This is a genomic window from Leptospira borgpetersenii serovar Javanica (genome assembly GCF_003046425.1).
Lineage (GTDB): Bacteria > Spirochaetota > Leptospiria > Leptospirales > Leptospiraceae > Leptospira > Leptospira borgpetersenii.
This window is the reverse complement of sequence record NZ_QAJG01000015.1, coordinates 38,100-52,500: the sequence shown is the minus strand read 5'-3', so window position 1 is coordinate 52,500 and position 14,401 is coordinate 38,100. Positions and strand designations below refer to the sequence as shown.

Genomic DNA, 14,401 nt, shown 5'->3' with positions numbered 1-14,401 from the left:
AAAAGAAGTTATTTCCATTCGAAGAAAAAAAATTCCAGACGTTTTGGAAATCCGCTATTGGAGCACAACTCCGTATCGTTTGGGAAAAGACTCCAATGCAGTAAAATACTCCGTAAAACCTTGCGAAACAAAGAACCTCGAGGTTCCGAAAAATCCCACAGATGATTATCTGCGTCAAACGATGATTTCTCATCTCAAAAAGAAATCCGCTTGTTTCGAATTTATGATTCAGAAACAGGAAAATCCGATTTCAATGCCGATCGAAGATCCAGCGGTTCACTGGAACGAAAACGATTCTCCGTTTGTTCCGGTCGCTAAGTTAGAAATTCCCATACAGGAATTTGCAACACCGGAACAGGATCGTTTCTGTGAAAATCTTTCGTTGAATCCTTGGCATTCTTTACCGGAACATCGTCCCCTAGGAGGAATCAACCGTGTTAGAAAAGTTGCATATGAAGCGATTGCAAAGTATAGACACGAGCAAAACGGAATAAAACAAATCGAGCCGATCGAATAATGCCGAATTTTCTGTATAAAACAATTCGAATTTATTCATAAGAAGAAAAGGGCACAATTTACAACACCGATTTTTCCGACGTAAACGATATCGATGTTACTACTCGGGCATATGAAAACGAAGGGACGGTTTTTGCAAAGATATAAAAGTCTTCATGGAATCGCATTGAATCTATAATTGTTGGTTTTTTTGAAGAAGATCCCATATTCTAACTTTTAAAACAAGCGTGGTATGATATTATTTTCATACGTCCGAGTAGTTAATTAACTTGGATTCCCTTCGGACTTGACCCATGACTGATATTATTGGAACCATCAACGTTCAACTTCTCAAATAAAAGATTTGCACTCTGAAGTCATTACCGATGCAGTATCACAATCTTATACTACGATAGGAAATAGCAACATTCTGAGTTCTCACTCCGATTCAAATAGATCTTGCCGATTTCTATCTCTTTGAAATTTTACGAAACATGAAATATTTATTTAAACTTTCGTGCTTTTTTCTTTTTAGTTCCTGTACAGTAACTTCACATACATCCAATATAATAAAATTGGGCAAACCGTTTGACTTACAAAATCTGAGCCAGGCTTCAAAAGGCCCTATTCTTTTCCAGAAAATGATCTCCGCCGACTGGGCTGTGAAACGAAGCGGACTTATCAATTTAAAAGATCCGAAAGCGTCCGCCCTAAAATCCGGAGACGAACCCATCCAAATCTATTTTTATGCAATCGATCACCCCAAGTTTGGGAGATATTTAATCGATACCGGTATTTCAAAAGTTTTTCGAAAAGATCCGAAAGAATGGCCAATCTCTGCGATCATTATGTCCTTAATGAATACCGAAGCTCTCAAGGTTCGGTTGACTACGGACGAATGGCTGAATAAAGATCCGAAAAAAATCGAAGGCATTTTTCTGACCCATCTACATTTGGATCACATTCTAGGAAGTATGGACTTTCAACCTAACGTTCCGATGTACGTCGGTCCTAAAGAGGCGACCAATAAAAGGTTCCTCAATTTATTCGTCCAGAAAACCACCAATCGATTATTAGGTGAAAACCCGACTCTCTATGAATTAAGTTTTCAAGAAAGTCAAGAAGCCTCCCCTTTTCGTACCCTTGATTTTTTCGGAGATCAATCTTTGTTGATTTTTCATATGGAAGGCCATACTAAAGGAAGTCTTGCATTTTTAGTCCAAAGTTCATCAGGATATCAGCTTGTTTTGGGAGATTCTTGTCATACGAGTTGGGGATGGGAGAATGACGTGACTCCGGGAGATTTTACGGAAGATCAGGAAAAAAACAGGATAAGCTTGGACTTTTTAAAAAATCTGGCTTCCAAGCTTCCGGAAGTTCAAGTGCATCCGGGACACCAAAGTATAATAGTAAATTCTAATTAAAGAATCTTGAATGATTTAAAAAAATTTTGGAAAAAATTATGAAAGAAATCGACCGTTCTAAACCGGTTCTCGTCACGGGAGGCGGGGGTTATATAGCTTCTTGGATCATTCAATATCTACTCGAAGACGGAATTTCAGTTCGAGCTACCGTAAGGGATAAGTTGGATTCTAAAAAAATATCTCATCTCCTCAGACTTTCCGAACGTTTTCCCGGAAAATTGGAACTTTACGAAGCAGATCTTTTAAAGGAAGGATCTTTTTTAAATGCGATTCAAGAGAAAGGAGGAGTGGAATTGATTCTTCATACCGCGTCTCCTTTTTTTATAGACAAAATTAAGGACCCACAAAAGGAACTCGTAGAACCTGCGGTTTTTGGAACCAAGAACGTTCTTGAATCCGCAAATGCGAGTCCTTCCGTTAAAAGGATCGTTTTGACTTCGAGCGTAGCGGCAGTTATGGGAGATAACATAGAAGTTCTTTCCATTCCGAATCATCGCATTTCCGAAAAGAATTGGAACACTACGAGCAGCTTAACTCATCAGCCATATCCCTATTCCAAAACACTCGCAGAACAAGAAGCATGGAAAATCGCGGACGCTCAATCCAAATGGGATCTTATTACGATCAATCCTTCGTTCGTAATGGGGCCTTCCGTTTCGGACAGAGCGGATGGAACAAGCGTAAATTTTATGCTTTCTATGATTAATGGAAAATATGCTCCCGGAGTTCCGGATATAATGATCGGCTTTGTGGATGTTCGAGACGTAGCAAAGGCTCATATACTCGCGGGTTTTACCCCCTCAGCAAAAGGACGTCACATCGTTTCGGCTATCGCGTTAAAATTTCTGGACGTTGCAAAAATGATTCGAGAAAAATATGGAAATCGTTTTCCAACTCCCAAAACCTCTCTTCCGAAATTCCTGACTTATCTGATTGGTCCCTTTTTTGGATTATCGTGGCCGTATATTTCGCGTAATGTTGGATTTTCTTTTGAGATCGATCATTCTTACAGCAAAAAGGATTTGGGGCTCAATTATAGACCGATATCAGAAACTTTTGTGGAACACATAGAACAAATTCTTTCTTCTAAGATGCTTTAGTTTGCAATTTTTAGATAACAGAAAATGTAAGTTTCGCGACCTGAAACGCTTTTTACAAAAGCGTTTCACCTGAGTTCTCAGACTAAAATACTGTTCTCTATGGATCGTAGCATAATTGCTTTCACATTTGTTACACCGAACTCGCGTTAATTCACGTTTTCTAAATTACAAAATCTGTTTTTAAAAGTTTCAAATCGAGAGACGAAAGACAGATTTTTACGGAAACGCCAGGATCAACAAGCATCTCCACCCGTTAAAAACATAGATTCTAAGTGATTGTTTTTGATTCTTGCAAACTCGTTTATGTATCCATCATAACCGTTGTGGTGGAAAATAAGAATCGGAACCCCGTTTTCATACAAATCGAAAGCGTCTAAAAAATAATATTGCCCTCCGTAAATCGCTTGTTCACTCATAAGAACATCAAACTTTTCGAATATTCTTTTTCCCAATTCTTCGTTGTTGAATTCGTAAATAGCCACATAATAGGATTTTTCTTTAGATTCAACCTTAATCGCATATCGAATAAATAGATAATCCTTTGCCGGAGTTTTAACCGTATAAAAGTCTCCTCGCTTTAAGAATTCCAGCTCGGGCTGTCGAAGATGTTTTTTCTTAAAAATAGATTTTGTGGAAATATCCAATAATCGGGAAATTTTTTCGGAAGGATTGTATAAATCCGATCGAACTTTGTCCCCGATTTTGGAGCCAAAAATCGCAAAAACGGAATTTCGAAGAGTATTTATCTTTTTGAATGCAGTTAAACTTCCTTTAATAACTCCAACTTCCTGACAACCGGTGATCTCTTTTGTTTCGGGGGAAAATTCTCCGGCGATATCCGTTCTTTCGTAGGCGAAGGCTTTTTCTTTTTCTTGAAGCATTTTCTTTTCAAGAAAATACGCTTCCACCAAATGATCATTTGCGGAAAACCATTGGCCTTGAATCCGAATCGCTAAAGAACGGAACCGGGAACCTTCCGTATCGAACGATAGGGAACCGAAAAGTTTTGCGTTTTCAAGGTCTTCCGGTTTCATTTTACTCAAAAACTCCGAAGATACAAATCCCTTAGAACCAGATCTAGCGATTACCTCCTGCCATTCTATCGATTGGGAGTTTTCTTTGACTGTTACGGATTCCCCTCTTTCCAATTGAAAGATCACCTTTCCATCTATTGGCTTTTCCCTTACGTTCAACTTTCCTTCCAAAGTAAGGACGTATCTTGTATATTGTTTCTCTTTGGCTTGTAATAAACCGAAGTTGAAACCAAGAAGAATGAAGACAAACCAGATCGGTCCGGAGTTTCGCATTTGGATGAGAGTTCGGATCTTTTCCATGTTCGTTATTTTCCCATGTCGGATTTTAAATCGATATCATCGGATAAATGGGTGTTTCCCTGCTTTTTTATCCAAAGTCCTTTTACTCCGATTTTATTCCCTCTCGAAAATGAGAATCGATTTACTTTAACGTTTAAATTGTTTAAAGCGAAAAAAATTATTACGACTTTTTCTAAAATTCGAACTTACCGTTAAGAAAAACTCAAAACCACAATTTTCATCTTAAATCTGCAACTTAAGGAGAGTATTTTATATACTATGGCTTGCGGTTCGACTTTTATTTTGAATTTCAACGAAAAATTTATAAAAAACTTAAATTTATAAAATTACTTTTTCAAAAAATTGATTAGAAAATCAACATCCCTCCGACAGTGTTGGTTAAATAGGAAAATTAAAAATTAGTTATGAATCAAAGAAAGTTAATTATTCTTTTTGTGGTTATTTTCGGAATTTCTACAAATTGTTTTGGAGATACTTTACCGACAATGGAAGAACAGTCAAAAGCATTTCAATTCAATCAACAAGGTATTGCCTTACTGGGTAAAGGAGATTTTATCCAAGCACGCTCCTTTTTCGAAAAAGCATCGAAACTACACCCCCAACACCCCGAATATACGAATAATATCGGCGTTACTTACTTGAATGAAGGTAAATTAGATCAAGCAATCATGTATTTTACACAATCGACCGAAAAAAATTCCTCTTATGCAAGAGCTTTTTACAATCTCGGTGTTGTTCATCAAAAGCAGCAGAACAATGAAAAAGCTCTTCAAAACTACCTAAAGACGGTTAATATAGACAATTCTATTACAGAAGCATATTTTAATTTAGGAATTATTTATACTCGCATGGGAAATAAAAAGCAAGCGATTGAAAGTTATCAAAAATTTATTGATACCGCGCCGGTCGAATACGATAAGCCCAAAAAAGATGCGAAATATAAAATTGAAGAACTAAAAAAGGAATGAAAAGACGGCAGTGCAAATAGCAACTCTGTTCTAGTTATAGAAGATAAATCAGATAAAACAAAGTTAATACACTTTCAATCGAATTGGAATTCGCGAGGAGATTTCGCCGAATACAAAATTGGATTTTACTCAATTTTGCTAATCACCTGCCTCAAGATTTTATTATGTAGGAACTTTTATAGAAATTTCAGCAATGAAAAAAACCGTTTGAAAGCCCATAAGAACCCGTCCCAAAACTGGGACAGAACTTTGCAACTTTGATCTTTCTGACAAAGTAGAAAACTAAAGCCGTCTCGTTTCTATTGTCGCTCGACGGGATTTGGGACGCGCTGTAAATCACCCATGTAATCCGTGGAAACCTTCGAGGAATCTACCAAGAAGCTCTTGACCTTTAGAATATTCTCTTATTCAAAATATTATAGAATTATTGTGATGTTTTTATCTTTAAAAGTTTTGGTTCAGTTTCAGAGTCGTCCTAATATCACGGGAATTCTACGATGGAAAATGTATTAAACCAAGCTGTTACACTCAACAATGGACTTTCAATGCCCATCTTAGGACTTGGGGTTTGGAAAACCCAATCCGGTAATTGCAGGGAAGCAGTCTTAAACGCTTTAGAAGCGGGTTATCGTCATATCGATACCGCAAAAATTTATTCTAATGAAGAAGACGTAGGTAAAGCGATTAAAGAAAGCGGAATTCCAAGAAAAGAGATTTTCATCACTACAAAACTTTGGAATGCGGATCAAGGGTCGGACAAAACAAGAAAAGCTCTTGAAACCAGTCTCAAAAAATTAGGAATCGATCAGGTAGATCTTTATCTCATTCATTTTCCGGTGACTTCCCAAAGGATGGATTCTTGGAAAGAATTAGAAAAAGCGTACCACGATAAACTCTGTAAATCGATCGGGGTCAGTAATTATACGATTACTCATCTTACAGAGTTATTAAAAAATTCTGAAGTCACTCCTACAGTCAATCAAGTGGAATTTCATCCTTTTTTAAACCAGGTCAATCTATTCGAATTTTGTAAAAAGCATAAGATTCAACTCGAAGCTTACAGTCCTCTCGCTCACGGACAAAAAGTCGAAGATCCGAAGATCGCAGAAATTGCAAAAAAATACGGTAAAACACCGGCGCAGATTTTGATCCGTTGGGCAATTGAACAAAAGATTGTGGTGATTCCAAAATCCACAAAAAAAGAAAGAATTGTTGAGAACTCAAAAGTTTTCGATTTTAAAATTTCCGAAGAAGATATGAAAATTCTGAATTCTTTGGATGAAAATTTCAGAACCTGTTGGGATCCTTCTGAAGTCGCTTAGGAATCGAAACTTATTTTACATACAAGACCAAAGTTTTCTATTAATGATTCGAAAACTGTATGATGAGTCTATACCAAAATCTTCGGATACTCTAATCGGAATTTAATAACGAAAAAAGTTATTTGAAAACCCACAAACTGATTCAAGGAGACGTAATTCGCGGAAACTCTAGCGTTTTGTTATAAACTTATTGAATGATCATAATCGATTTATTTTTTAAGGCTTGGGAACGGCCCTAAGCTTTAGCGTGAATTCGATATAAAAAAATTTGGATGAATAAAAAACTGAGGTGCAACGACTCTCTGAAGGTCGATTCATTTGTGTATCATTCGGTAGGAGTTAGTCGAGCTTCACGTTAAAAGTAGTTTGTAACGAAGTTGGAAAATAGTGACCCATAAGTTGATAAAGATTTTGGAATATAAGGATCAGAAACACACATTTTTTCAAGTGCCCCGACAAGAATAAGGATTTTTACTTGCAAAAAGTATGATTTTCTAACAGAGAAAAATCGCCTGGTTTTTCCACCTAAAACTCAGACCACTCCTCACCTTCCCACCCAAGTGGTGGGAAGTATCTGTTTTACGGAGGATTTGCTGGAAGAAGTCTAAGTAATTGTGGATTGGTTATAATAGAGGGCATTGTGCTTGATGAGTTCTTGAGAGCCATCAATCTACCCCTAACTCCATCGATTCAAGAATATCAATTCGGAATTGCCTTATATTCAAGAATCATACTAATCGATGGACCGTAGCGCAATGTTCCAACGGAATTTTTTAAACTAAAGCGCTGCTCTCTTCTATGTATCTTATGTCAAATCCTTCCGCAGGTTTTGGATGCGCTGTAAGTTATTTTTGATTACGTCTTATATATTCGCTCTGAGCATCAATCGTTTGACCAGCATCGTCGCATAAGCACCGGAAGGAAGTTGAAAGGATATTTTCACTTTCTTTTTTCCTGGATGCAAATCATCATCCTCGAAATCCGTCATTTGAAAGTTTTCCGGAATCACATTCATTTTTCGTTCAAAGGAATTCATTTTAATACCCGGAAAAGGAGAATGGTCGAATACCGCTTCATTCAACCCGTTCAAATCGAGAATTCTCCTTAAAACATCTACTTCTTTTTTAGAATATTCTAATTTATAAATTCCAAATTCTCCTGGAACCGGAAGATTTCGAAAAGATGGCAAAGATTTCATGGATGATTCCCTAGGAAAAAATAAAAATCCCGTCTTAGTTTTGATCCGAACACCGGAACATCCTTCCGAGATCAAAAGCTCGGATACAAATTCGTTCCAGATTAAGGATTGCATCGATGAGATCAACATCAACAGCTCTTCTTCAGGAAACTGAAGAATCAAAGTAGAATACATCTTTTGGGTCGGGTTTTTTTCCCGACTTAAATTGAAAAAGATTTTATTTTCCAGTTTGTTGTTAGACCACTTTTTACATTGAGACCAGTTTCCCCAAGCAACCTGAATTTTTTTCTTTCGATCCCGAGCTTGCTTTTTCTCTCCCGCATAAGGATCAGTCAAAATCAATTTTAGACAAGTTTCAGCGTCCCCTTTCAAATACGGAAAAATAGGGAGTCGAAACTCCGGATGAAATCGGCTAAACCTTTGCGAATCATAATAATTGATGAAACCATTTTTACCGATCTTTTCAAAATTGTTCCGAACCGATTCAATTTCTTTTTCGAGTAAATTTCTAAGAATAAGAACAAAACGATTACCGGCATTCGCTTCCGGACTCAAGGATTTTTCGCTAAAGCCGATCTTTTCCAATTGCAAAACGTTCGCAAATTCCTTGGGAATTTTCAATGGCTTTTGACAACTTAAATATTGAGAAGTGTTAGCGTGTCGATCCTTCTTGCCTGCATATCCGATCTCGGAGATAGAGACCTTAGATTCCTTGGAAATTTTCAAGAGAGCATCCAACGTATTCCAACCGGATTTATGAAGTCGGAAAATCGTCCATTTCCCAGATTTTTGTATAAAACCGGGACGAAGAATTTCTTCGACCCGAAAATCTTCCGGATTCTGTTTCAAATCATAAACTAAAAACCCACTCAATGGACTTGTCACAGTTCCAAAATATGAAAACTTCTCACAAGAACAATCTTGAATTAAAAAATTCCTTGATCGGAAGACACATTTTAAAATAGTAGTTTAAATTTAAAGTATTTATGGGAACCCACTACAAAGGAAACAATCGAGAAACGGCAGTCCTAAATGCATTTATCAAACTTAGCCGTTGTTCCGACTCAATTCGCCAGTTGGAAGAAAAGATTTTCTCAAAATATGGATTAACGACAGGGCAATTTGGTTGTTTGGAAACGCTTATCCATTTAGGTCCGATGTGCCAAAAGGAAATTGGACAAAAGTTATTTTCCTGCGAAGGAAACATTACTCAAATCGTAGACAATCTTGAAAAAAGAAAGCTTGTGCAAAGAGTACGGAGCAAAGAAGACAGACGTTATGTCATCATTCACTTAACCTCTAAAGGACGAAAGCTCATACAGGAAGCGTTTCCCGATCTTCTGGTTTCTCTGGTTCATAAGTTCGATTCTTTGTCGGAAAATCAACTTTTAGACCTTGGTGATTATTGTAAGGAAATCGGATTGAAGGCAGTATGAACTTTTTCTTTCAAACCTATACTTTGAACATAAATGATTTAACATCGAAATATAACCTAACGTTACAAAAAAGAAGTTCCCACATTTTAACAAACTCATTGGAAAATTCAGACGGGTAAAAAAACCGTTTTCAATGCGGTAAATTGAAGTCATTCACTATCAAAAAATAATGAATGAACATTTTGGAATCATTTAGGAGGAAACAAATGCTTCAAAAATTTTTTAAAACAGATTCAGATCTCGGATCTTTGATTCTCAGAGTAGTTGCAGGAGTTGTAATGTTCCCGCACGGAGCACAAAAATTTATAGGCTGGTTCAATGGGTTTGGTTTCACCGGAACTATGGGCTATTTCGTCGGGTTAGGAATTCCTTCACCGATCGCATTTCTCATAATCATCGGAGAATTTCTCGGAGCGCTCGGACTGATCTTCGGTTTTCTTACAAGATTATCCGCATTCGGAATCGGAATCATCATGATAGCGGCAGCCATAATTCATTCGCCATACGGATTTTTTATGAACTGGTTCGGAAATCAACAAGGAGAAGGATACGAATTTCACCTTCTTTACATTGCAATTTCTGTAGTTCTTTTTATCAAAGGCGGCGGAAAAGCTTCCGTAGATTCTCTAATCGAAGAGAAACTCAAATAAGATCCAAATTTTTCGGAAATCCGCGGAAAATAAATCTACGGCTTTCCGAAAATATTTGAATTTTGGAATATTTTAACTATCTTTTGTTTTTTGCTCTTGGGGTCGGTTTATTTTTACGGGCCCCGGTCGTAATTACGACATTTTTTACCTTACCGAAAAGACCGATAACACCCCACTTCTTTTCGAATTTAAAGTTAAATATTTCCTTCTCTTTCGGAGACACAAAGGACATCGCTCTTTCCGTAAGAGCCGTGATCGTAAGACTCGGATTCACACCCAAATTAGCTGGAATCATAGAACCATCACAAATCCTAAGATTCTGATAGCCATAAACCTTATTTTGAAGATCAATCACACCTGTTTCGGAACTCTCTCCTATATTACACCCTCCTAATATATGTGCAGTAGCGGGAATATCCAATAAAGCCTCGTTGATACTACTTCTTGCGATCCCTCCCGAAATCTTAGCCAGCCTTCTCGCAAATTCGTTTGCAATCGGGATATAGGTAGGAATTTTTTCCCCGCTTTCCTGAGTGGAAGAAAGGGTTCTCTTGAACGGCCAGATCCATCTTCTCTTACGAACAATCTCGATACTATTATCTACAGTTTGCATTACAAGTAGAATGATTGTCCTTCTTGCAAACCCGATAGGATTCAACAGGCTAACACTATGGATCGGATGTTTTAGCACTTCAATCAAAAATCGCAGTTGTCTCGGAATACTTCCCCCTCCATCCACGAGAACCCCTGCAGCTAAACTATTCATAGCGTCTGCCCCGTTAGAATAACGAACCGGTTCTATGTGAGTATGTTCATCCGGAAAAACGCTGGAAGTGATTGCAATCCCGTGGGATAAATCTGCTTTCTTGTCTTTGAGTGTCACTCCGATCAACGACTCACTGTTGGTTCGAACGACTTGTCCTAACTGTTTGGAAAGTTTAGGGAGAATTCCTTCTTCTTTCATCTTTAAAAGAAGACCCAAGGTTCCCAAAACTCCGGCGGAAAGAACAACGGATTTTACTTTATAGATTTTTTTGGGATAACCAAAAAAAGAAGTCGTTTGCTCGGTATGAACTTCATAACCTTCCGAACCGTCTTCGCCTAACGGCATTAGCTTGGAAACTTTCGTTTCCGGAAAAATAACCGCTCCCGCCTTCTCCGCAAAATAAAGATAATTCTTATCAAGAGTATTCTTTGCGTTATAACGACAACCGACCATACAACCGCCGCAATCGTTGCAGGAATTTCTCTCCGGCCCTTCTCCTCCGAAAAAAGGATCGATGCCGTTTTTACCGAAGTGAACCCCTACCGGAGTTTTGTTAAATGTGTTTTCAATTCCGAAAGTTTTTGCGGTTTCCTGCATATACCGATCCGATTCCCAAGTCTTCGGATTTTCCACGACACCTAACATCCTCTTCGCAAGTTCGTAGAAGGGAAGGATCCCTTTTTTTCCTCCCATTTTTTGGACGATTTCCTTTTTCCAAAATGGCTCGGGAGGAACATACAACGTATTCGCATAGACAAGACTTCCGCCTCCCACTCCCGCACCACTCAAAACCATTACGTCGTTTAGAAAGTTGATTCTTTGAATTCCAAAACAAAAAAGTTTCGGAAACCAAAGAAACTTGCGTAAATTCCAATTAGTTTTGGGGAATTCGGAACTGTTCCATCGTTTCCCTGATTCTAAAACAGCCACCTTATATCCCTTTTGCGAAAGCCGAAGTGCGGAGACACTTCCTCCAAAACCTGAGCCGACTATGATATAATCGTAGTCATAAAGAATTTCTTTCCTTTTTAAGGTCGAATCTAAACTCATATGCACTCCAGTCCTATCGAAGTTTTTCAGTGGCTTAAAGTCTTTTATTTCCCATAAATGGAAAGCCAAAATTCTTCGAACCGGTTTTTTCAAAGTAAAATAAGTTTATCTTCAAATCGAAAGGAAAGTTTGATCTTGATTTTTAACTTTTGTTCCTCTTTCAGCTTGATGAATTCCTTTCAAATTTTTAAAATTGAAGGATGAATACGAAAGTCGTTCATTCTGAGTTAGAATTCAGGTTTTACACCTCTCTGGGCGGTCACGAATCTTATCTATTGTACAAAGAAGAAGGTGATATATGGAATTTGGTTTCAACTTATGTTCCCTCCGAACTTCGGGGGAAAGGCCTTGCCGGGGATCTTGTACGAACCGCCTTGGATAAGGCTCGCTCCCTAAATAAAAAAATCATTCCAAGCTGTTCGTACGTCGTAGCTTTTTTGAACAGGCACCCGAACTATAACGACCTGGTCGCCAAATGATACATCATATCGCAATCGGTTCTCCCAATATAAACATTCTTAAAAAATTCTACGAGTCCCTTCCCGGTTTGAAAAAAATAAGAGAGAATAAAAATCCGGATCAATCTCTTCGTTCTGTTTGGTTTCAGGCGGGTGATACGATTCTGATGGTCGAAATTGATATCAGCACAAAAGGCCCCAAGGCTTTGATTTTTTCTACTTCCTGTCTAAAGTCAGCGGATTTGAAAAATCTTCCGAAATGGATTCAAGAAACTGAATATACGAAATACTTTAAGGATCCGGACGGCAATCTTCTGGGTTATTCTTCCTATCCGAATCCTTGGCCGTTTTAAACGGAATCTAGAATTCCGCAAGCTGCAATATAAGAGGTGGTCCACGCGCTCTGAAAGTTGAACCCTCCTGTAACCCCGTCCACGTCCAAAACTTCTCCGGCAAAATAAATCCCGGGAACGATTTTACTTTCCATAGTTTTAAAATTCACTTCTTTACGATTCACTCCTCCACAGGTCACGAACTCGTCCTTAAATTCTCCTTTTCCTGAAATCTTAAATCTTGCATCCGTAAGTTCTTCAGTGATTTTATGTAAATCTCTAGAGGATAAGTCGGACCACTTTTTGGATGGATCTATAGAATGAATTTCTAATATTCTTTCCCAATATCTTCTTGGAATTCCTAAAACGGGCGTGTTGGAAATGAATTTGGAGGGATGAAGCTCTTTTTCCTTTTCGACCCTTTTTCGAACCTCGTCCTTTTTTATACCGGGAACGAAGTCGATTCTTAAAGTTGTTTCGTATTCTTTGTTGAATAATTCCCTTGCGCCTTTTGCGGAAAGTTTCAAAATTGCAGGCCCGCTGGCTCCCCAATGTGTAACGAGCAAAGAACCGAGTTGAGAATAACCAAATTCGGTTAGAGAACACTCCGTTTTCTCAAAGGTAAGTCCCGACAGATTTTCGAGACGGGGGTCGACGATTTTAAATGTAAACAAAGAAGGAACCGGGTCCGATATAGTATGCCCCAGTGCCAGGAGCCAATTCCACGCTTTTCTTCCGGAACCGGTCGCAAATAATATTTTATTAAACTCTAATGTATCTTCGTTTTTGAGTTTGATTTGAAATTTAGAATCGGGTATCGGTTTTACGGAATGAATCTCCACTCCCATTTTTAATTTTATTCCGTTTTTTTTTGCCTCTTGCATTAATGTTTGAATTACTGTTTCGGAAGAATCCGTGATCGGAAACATTCTTCCGTCAGTTTCGGTTTTTAATAGGACTCCCCTCTGTTCGTACCATCGGATCGTGTCTTCAGGCCCGAAAATTTCAAAAGCCCAACGAAGTTCTCTTTCACCTCTAGGATAATTTTTACTCAAGATTTCCGGATCAAAACAATGATGCGTAACGTTGCATCTTCCTCCTCCCGAAATTTTCACCTTGGAAAGGAATTGTTTCCCTTTTTCCAGAAGAGTAACCTCACAATTCCCTTTAGAAGCGATTTGGATCGCCCCGAAAAATCCCGCTGCCCCTCCTCCTATGACAGCAATCTTCGGTCGCCCTTTCGATTCAGAACTCATAACCGGAAATCCTTCACCCGATTTTTATAAGAACTCATTCCTTCCATACAAAAATAAACTTCTGATTCTGCACTCCGTATTTCTCTAGAAACCTTGAACATAATAGATCGCCCGTCCAAAATCCCGTCGAGCGCAAATAGAAGCGAGACGTTGAATTGCCCGAGCGCAAGTAGAAGCGAGCTTGAGTTTAACAAAATTGTAGGAATTCTTTCTACTACTTGGAATTACGAAAATGGTACCCAAAATTAACGGGCGGTTTTTTACAGAAATTTGATTTTAGAATTTAGAATTGCTATCTTCGGATTTTACAAAGACGCCCGCAAAAGGCTGAAAGGAATCTATCGGTTTACAAAGGAAGACTGAAAAAACTCAAAACAAAATTATTCCACTTCAAAATCCGACTCGGAATCCACAAGAAATTCTTCTCTGGAATAAATAAGTTCCATCACATCGTCCATCCAGTCCGGGGTTCCATGATTCGGATCCCCAAAAGGATCATTAGCTCTATATTGTCTCATAATTTCGTTGTGTTTTTGAAGCTGTTCTCTTGTGTTTGCATTCATATTCAAATTGTCGGTTTAAAAAACCGTTTTATAACAGATTTTAGAAAAT

14 protein-coding genes (1 of these 14 running past the window's edge) are annotated in these 14,401 nt (G+C 38.1%); 9 read left to right on the top strand and 5 right to left on the bottom strand.

Annotated features, from left to right (window positions below; genetic code table 11):
* The 3 genes from CLV95_RS12750 to CLV95_RS12740 form a co-directional block, all read left to right on the top strand.
* Nucleotides 1–517, top strand: partial view of a catalase family protein gene (locus tag CLV95_RS12750; protein ID WP_002725425.1) — the end only. It extends 593 nt beyond the left edge of the window; only the last 517 of its 1,110 coding nucleotides appear in the window; the start codon falls outside the window, past its left edge; its stop codon occupies nucleotides 515–517.
* Nucleotides 518–989: 472 nt separating this feature from the next.
* Nucleotides 990–1,919 (top strand): MBL fold metallo-hydrolase, encoded by a 930-nt coding sequence (locus CLV95_RS12745; RefSeq protein WP_016749312.1) that lies wholly within the window; start codon nucleotides 990–992, stop codon nucleotides 1,917–1,919.
* 38 nt (nucleotides 1,920–1,957) lie between these two features.
* Nucleotides 1,958–3,019 carry an NAD-dependent epimerase/dehydratase family protein gene (locus CLV95_RS12740; RefSeq protein WP_002728696.1) on the top strand — a complete coding sequence of 354 codons (1,062 nt, stop codon included), beginning with the start codon at nucleotides 1,958–1,960 and terminating at the stop codon, nucleotides 3,017–3,019.
* Nucleotides 3,020–3,252: 233 nt separating this feature from the next.
* Here CLV95_RS12740 and CLV95_RS12735 read toward each other — a convergent pair whose 3' ends face one another.
* Nucleotides 3,253–4,353 carry an SH3 domain-containing protein gene (locus tag CLV95_RS12735; protein ID WP_002735042.1) on the bottom strand — a complete coding sequence of 367 codons (1,101 nt, stop codon included), beginning with the start codon at nucleotides 4,351–4,353 and terminating at the stop codon, nucleotides 3,253–3,255.
* Nucleotides 4,354–4,757: 404 nt separating this feature from the next.
* Here CLV95_RS12735 and CLV95_RS12725 point away from each other — a divergent pair, with 404 nt between their 5' ends.
* A complete protein-coding gene (locus tag CLV95_RS12725; RefSeq protein ID WP_002734857.1) occupies nucleotides 4,758–5,321 on the top strand; it encodes a tetratricopeptide repeat protein in 564 nt (187 codons plus the stop codon).
* A 497-nt stretch (nucleotides 5,322–5,818) separates the two neighbouring features.
* On the top strand, nucleotides 5,819–6,643 hold the full coding sequence (locus tag CLV95_RS12720) for an aldo/keto reductase (protein WP_002735046.1): 825 nt from the start codon (nucleotides 5,819–5,821) through the stop codon (nucleotides 6,641–6,643).
* Between the two features lie 862 nt (nucleotides 6,644–7,505).
* Here CLV95_RS12720 and truD read toward each other — a convergent pair.
* Nucleotides 7,506–8,768, bottom strand: a complete 1,263-nt coding sequence (gene truD, locus CLV95_RS12715) for a tRNA pseudouridine(13) synthase TruD (RefSeq protein ID WP_042717315.1) — start codon at nucleotides 8,766–8,768, stop codon at nucleotides 7,506–7,508.
* A 59-nt stretch (nucleotides 8,769–8,827) separates the two neighbouring features.
* Between truD and CLV95_RS12710 the strand changes: the two genes are divergently transcribed.
* Together CLV95_RS12710 and CLV95_RS12705 are read left to right on the top strand one after the other, a co-directional pair.
* On the top strand, nucleotides 8,828–9,277 hold the full coding sequence (locus CLV95_RS12710; protein ID WP_002728682.1) for a MarR family winged helix-turn-helix transcriptional regulator: 450 nt from the start codon (nucleotides 8,828–8,830) through the stop codon (nucleotides 9,275–9,277).
* A 206-nt stretch (nucleotides 9,278–9,483) separates the two neighbouring features.
* Entirely contained in the window at nucleotides 9,484–9,927 is a 444-nt protein-coding gene (locus CLV95_RS12705) for a DoxX family protein (RefSeq protein ID WP_002735070.1), read from the top strand.
* 76 nt (nucleotides 9,928–10,003) lie between these two features.
* On the opposite strand, the gene CLV95_RS12700 is transcribed toward CLV95_RS12705, so the two are convergent.
* Entirely contained in the window at nucleotides 10,004–11,743 is a 1,740-nt protein-coding gene (locus tag CLV95_RS12700) for a GMC family oxidoreductase (protein WP_002734991.1), read from the bottom strand.
* Between the two features lie 200 nt (nucleotides 11,744–11,943).
* Between CLV95_RS12700 and CLV95_RS12695 the strand changes: the two genes are divergently transcribed.
* Both CLV95_RS12695 and CLV95_RS12690 read left to right on the top strand, forming a co-directional pair.
* Nucleotides 11,944–12,222: a GNAT family N-acetyltransferase gene (locus tag CLV95_RS12695; RefSeq protein ID WP_002724769.1), complete on the top strand. Its 279-nt coding sequence runs from the start codon at nucleotides 11,944–11,946 to the stop codon at nucleotides 12,220–12,222.
* Nucleotides 12,219–12,554: a VOC family protein gene (locus tag CLV95_RS12690; protein ID WP_002724767.1), complete on the top strand. Its 336-nt coding sequence runs from the start codon at nucleotides 12,219–12,221 to the stop codon at nucleotides 12,552–12,554. The genes CLV95_RS12695 and CLV95_RS12690 overlap by 4 nt, the downstream gene beginning before the upstream one ends.
* Here CLV95_RS12690 and CLV95_RS12685 read toward each other — a convergent pair.
* The gene (locus tag CLV95_RS12685; protein WP_002735088.1) at nucleotides 12,551–13,789 is read right to left on the bottom strand and encodes a BaiN/RdsA family NAD(P)/FAD-dependent oxidoreductase; all 1,239 of its coding nucleotides are present in this window, start codon (nucleotides 13,787–13,789) and stop codon (nucleotides 12,551–12,553) included. The genes CLV95_RS12690 and CLV95_RS12685 overlap by 4 nt on opposite strands.
* Nucleotides 13,790–14,169: 380 nt before the next feature.
* Nucleotides 14,170–14,352, bottom strand: a complete 183-nt coding sequence (locus CLV95_RS12680; RefSeq protein WP_002724741.1) for a hypothetical protein — start codon at nucleotides 14,350–14,352, stop codon at nucleotides 14,170–14,172.
* Nucleotides 14,353–14,401 lie beyond the last annotated feature (49 nt).

Excerpts from the sequence above, each read along its gene's own strand:
- CLV95_RS12740 (WP_002728696.1), top strand. The coding sequence starts at position 1,958 with ATGAAAGAAATCGACCGTTCTAAACCGGTTCTCGTCACGGGAGGCGGG.
- CLV95_RS12720 (WP_002735046.1), top strand. The coding sequence starts at position 5,819 with ATGGAAAATGTATTAAACCAAGCTGTTACACTCAACAATGGACTTTCA.
- CLV95_RS12725 (WP_002734857.1), top strand. The coding sequence starts at position 4,758 with ATGAATCAAAGAAAGTTAATTATTCTTTTTGTGGTTATTTTCGGAATT.
- CLV95_RS12685 (WP_002735088.1), bottom strand. The coding sequence starts at position 13,789 with ATGAGTTCTGAATCGAAAGGGCGACCGAAGATTGCTGTCATAGGAGGA.
- CLV95_RS12745 (WP_016749312.1), top strand. The coding sequence starts at position 990 with ATGAAATATTTATTTAAACTTTCGTGCTTTTTTCTTTTTAGTTCCTGT.
- CLV95_RS12690 (WP_002724767.1), top strand. The coding sequence starts at position 12,219 with ATGATACATCATATCGCAATCGGTTCTCCCAATATAAACATTCTTAAA.
- CLV95_RS12680 (WP_002724741.1), bottom strand. The coding sequence starts at position 14,352 with ATGAATGCAAACACAAGAGAACAGCTTCAAAAACACAACGAAATTATG.
- CLV95_RS12695 (WP_002724769.1), top strand. The coding sequence starts at position 11,944 with ATGAATACGAAAGTCGTTCATTCTGAGTTAGAATTCAGGTTTTACACC.
- CLV95_RS12705 (WP_002735070.1), top strand. The coding sequence starts at position 9,484 with ATGCTTCAAAAATTTTTTAAAACAGATTCAGATCTCGGATCTTTGATT.
- CLV95_RS12735 (WP_002735042.1), bottom strand. The coding sequence starts at position 4,353 with ATGGAAAAGATCCGAACTCTCATCCAAATGCGAAACTCCGGACCGATC.
- CLV95_RS12700 (WP_002734991.1), bottom strand. The coding sequence starts at position 11,743 with ATGAGTTTAGATTCGACCTTAAAAAGGAAAGAAATTCTTTATGACTAC.
- CLV95_RS12710 (WP_002728682.1), top strand. The coding sequence starts at position 8,828 with ATGGGAACCCACTACAAAGGAAACAATCGAGAAACGGCAGTCCTAAAT.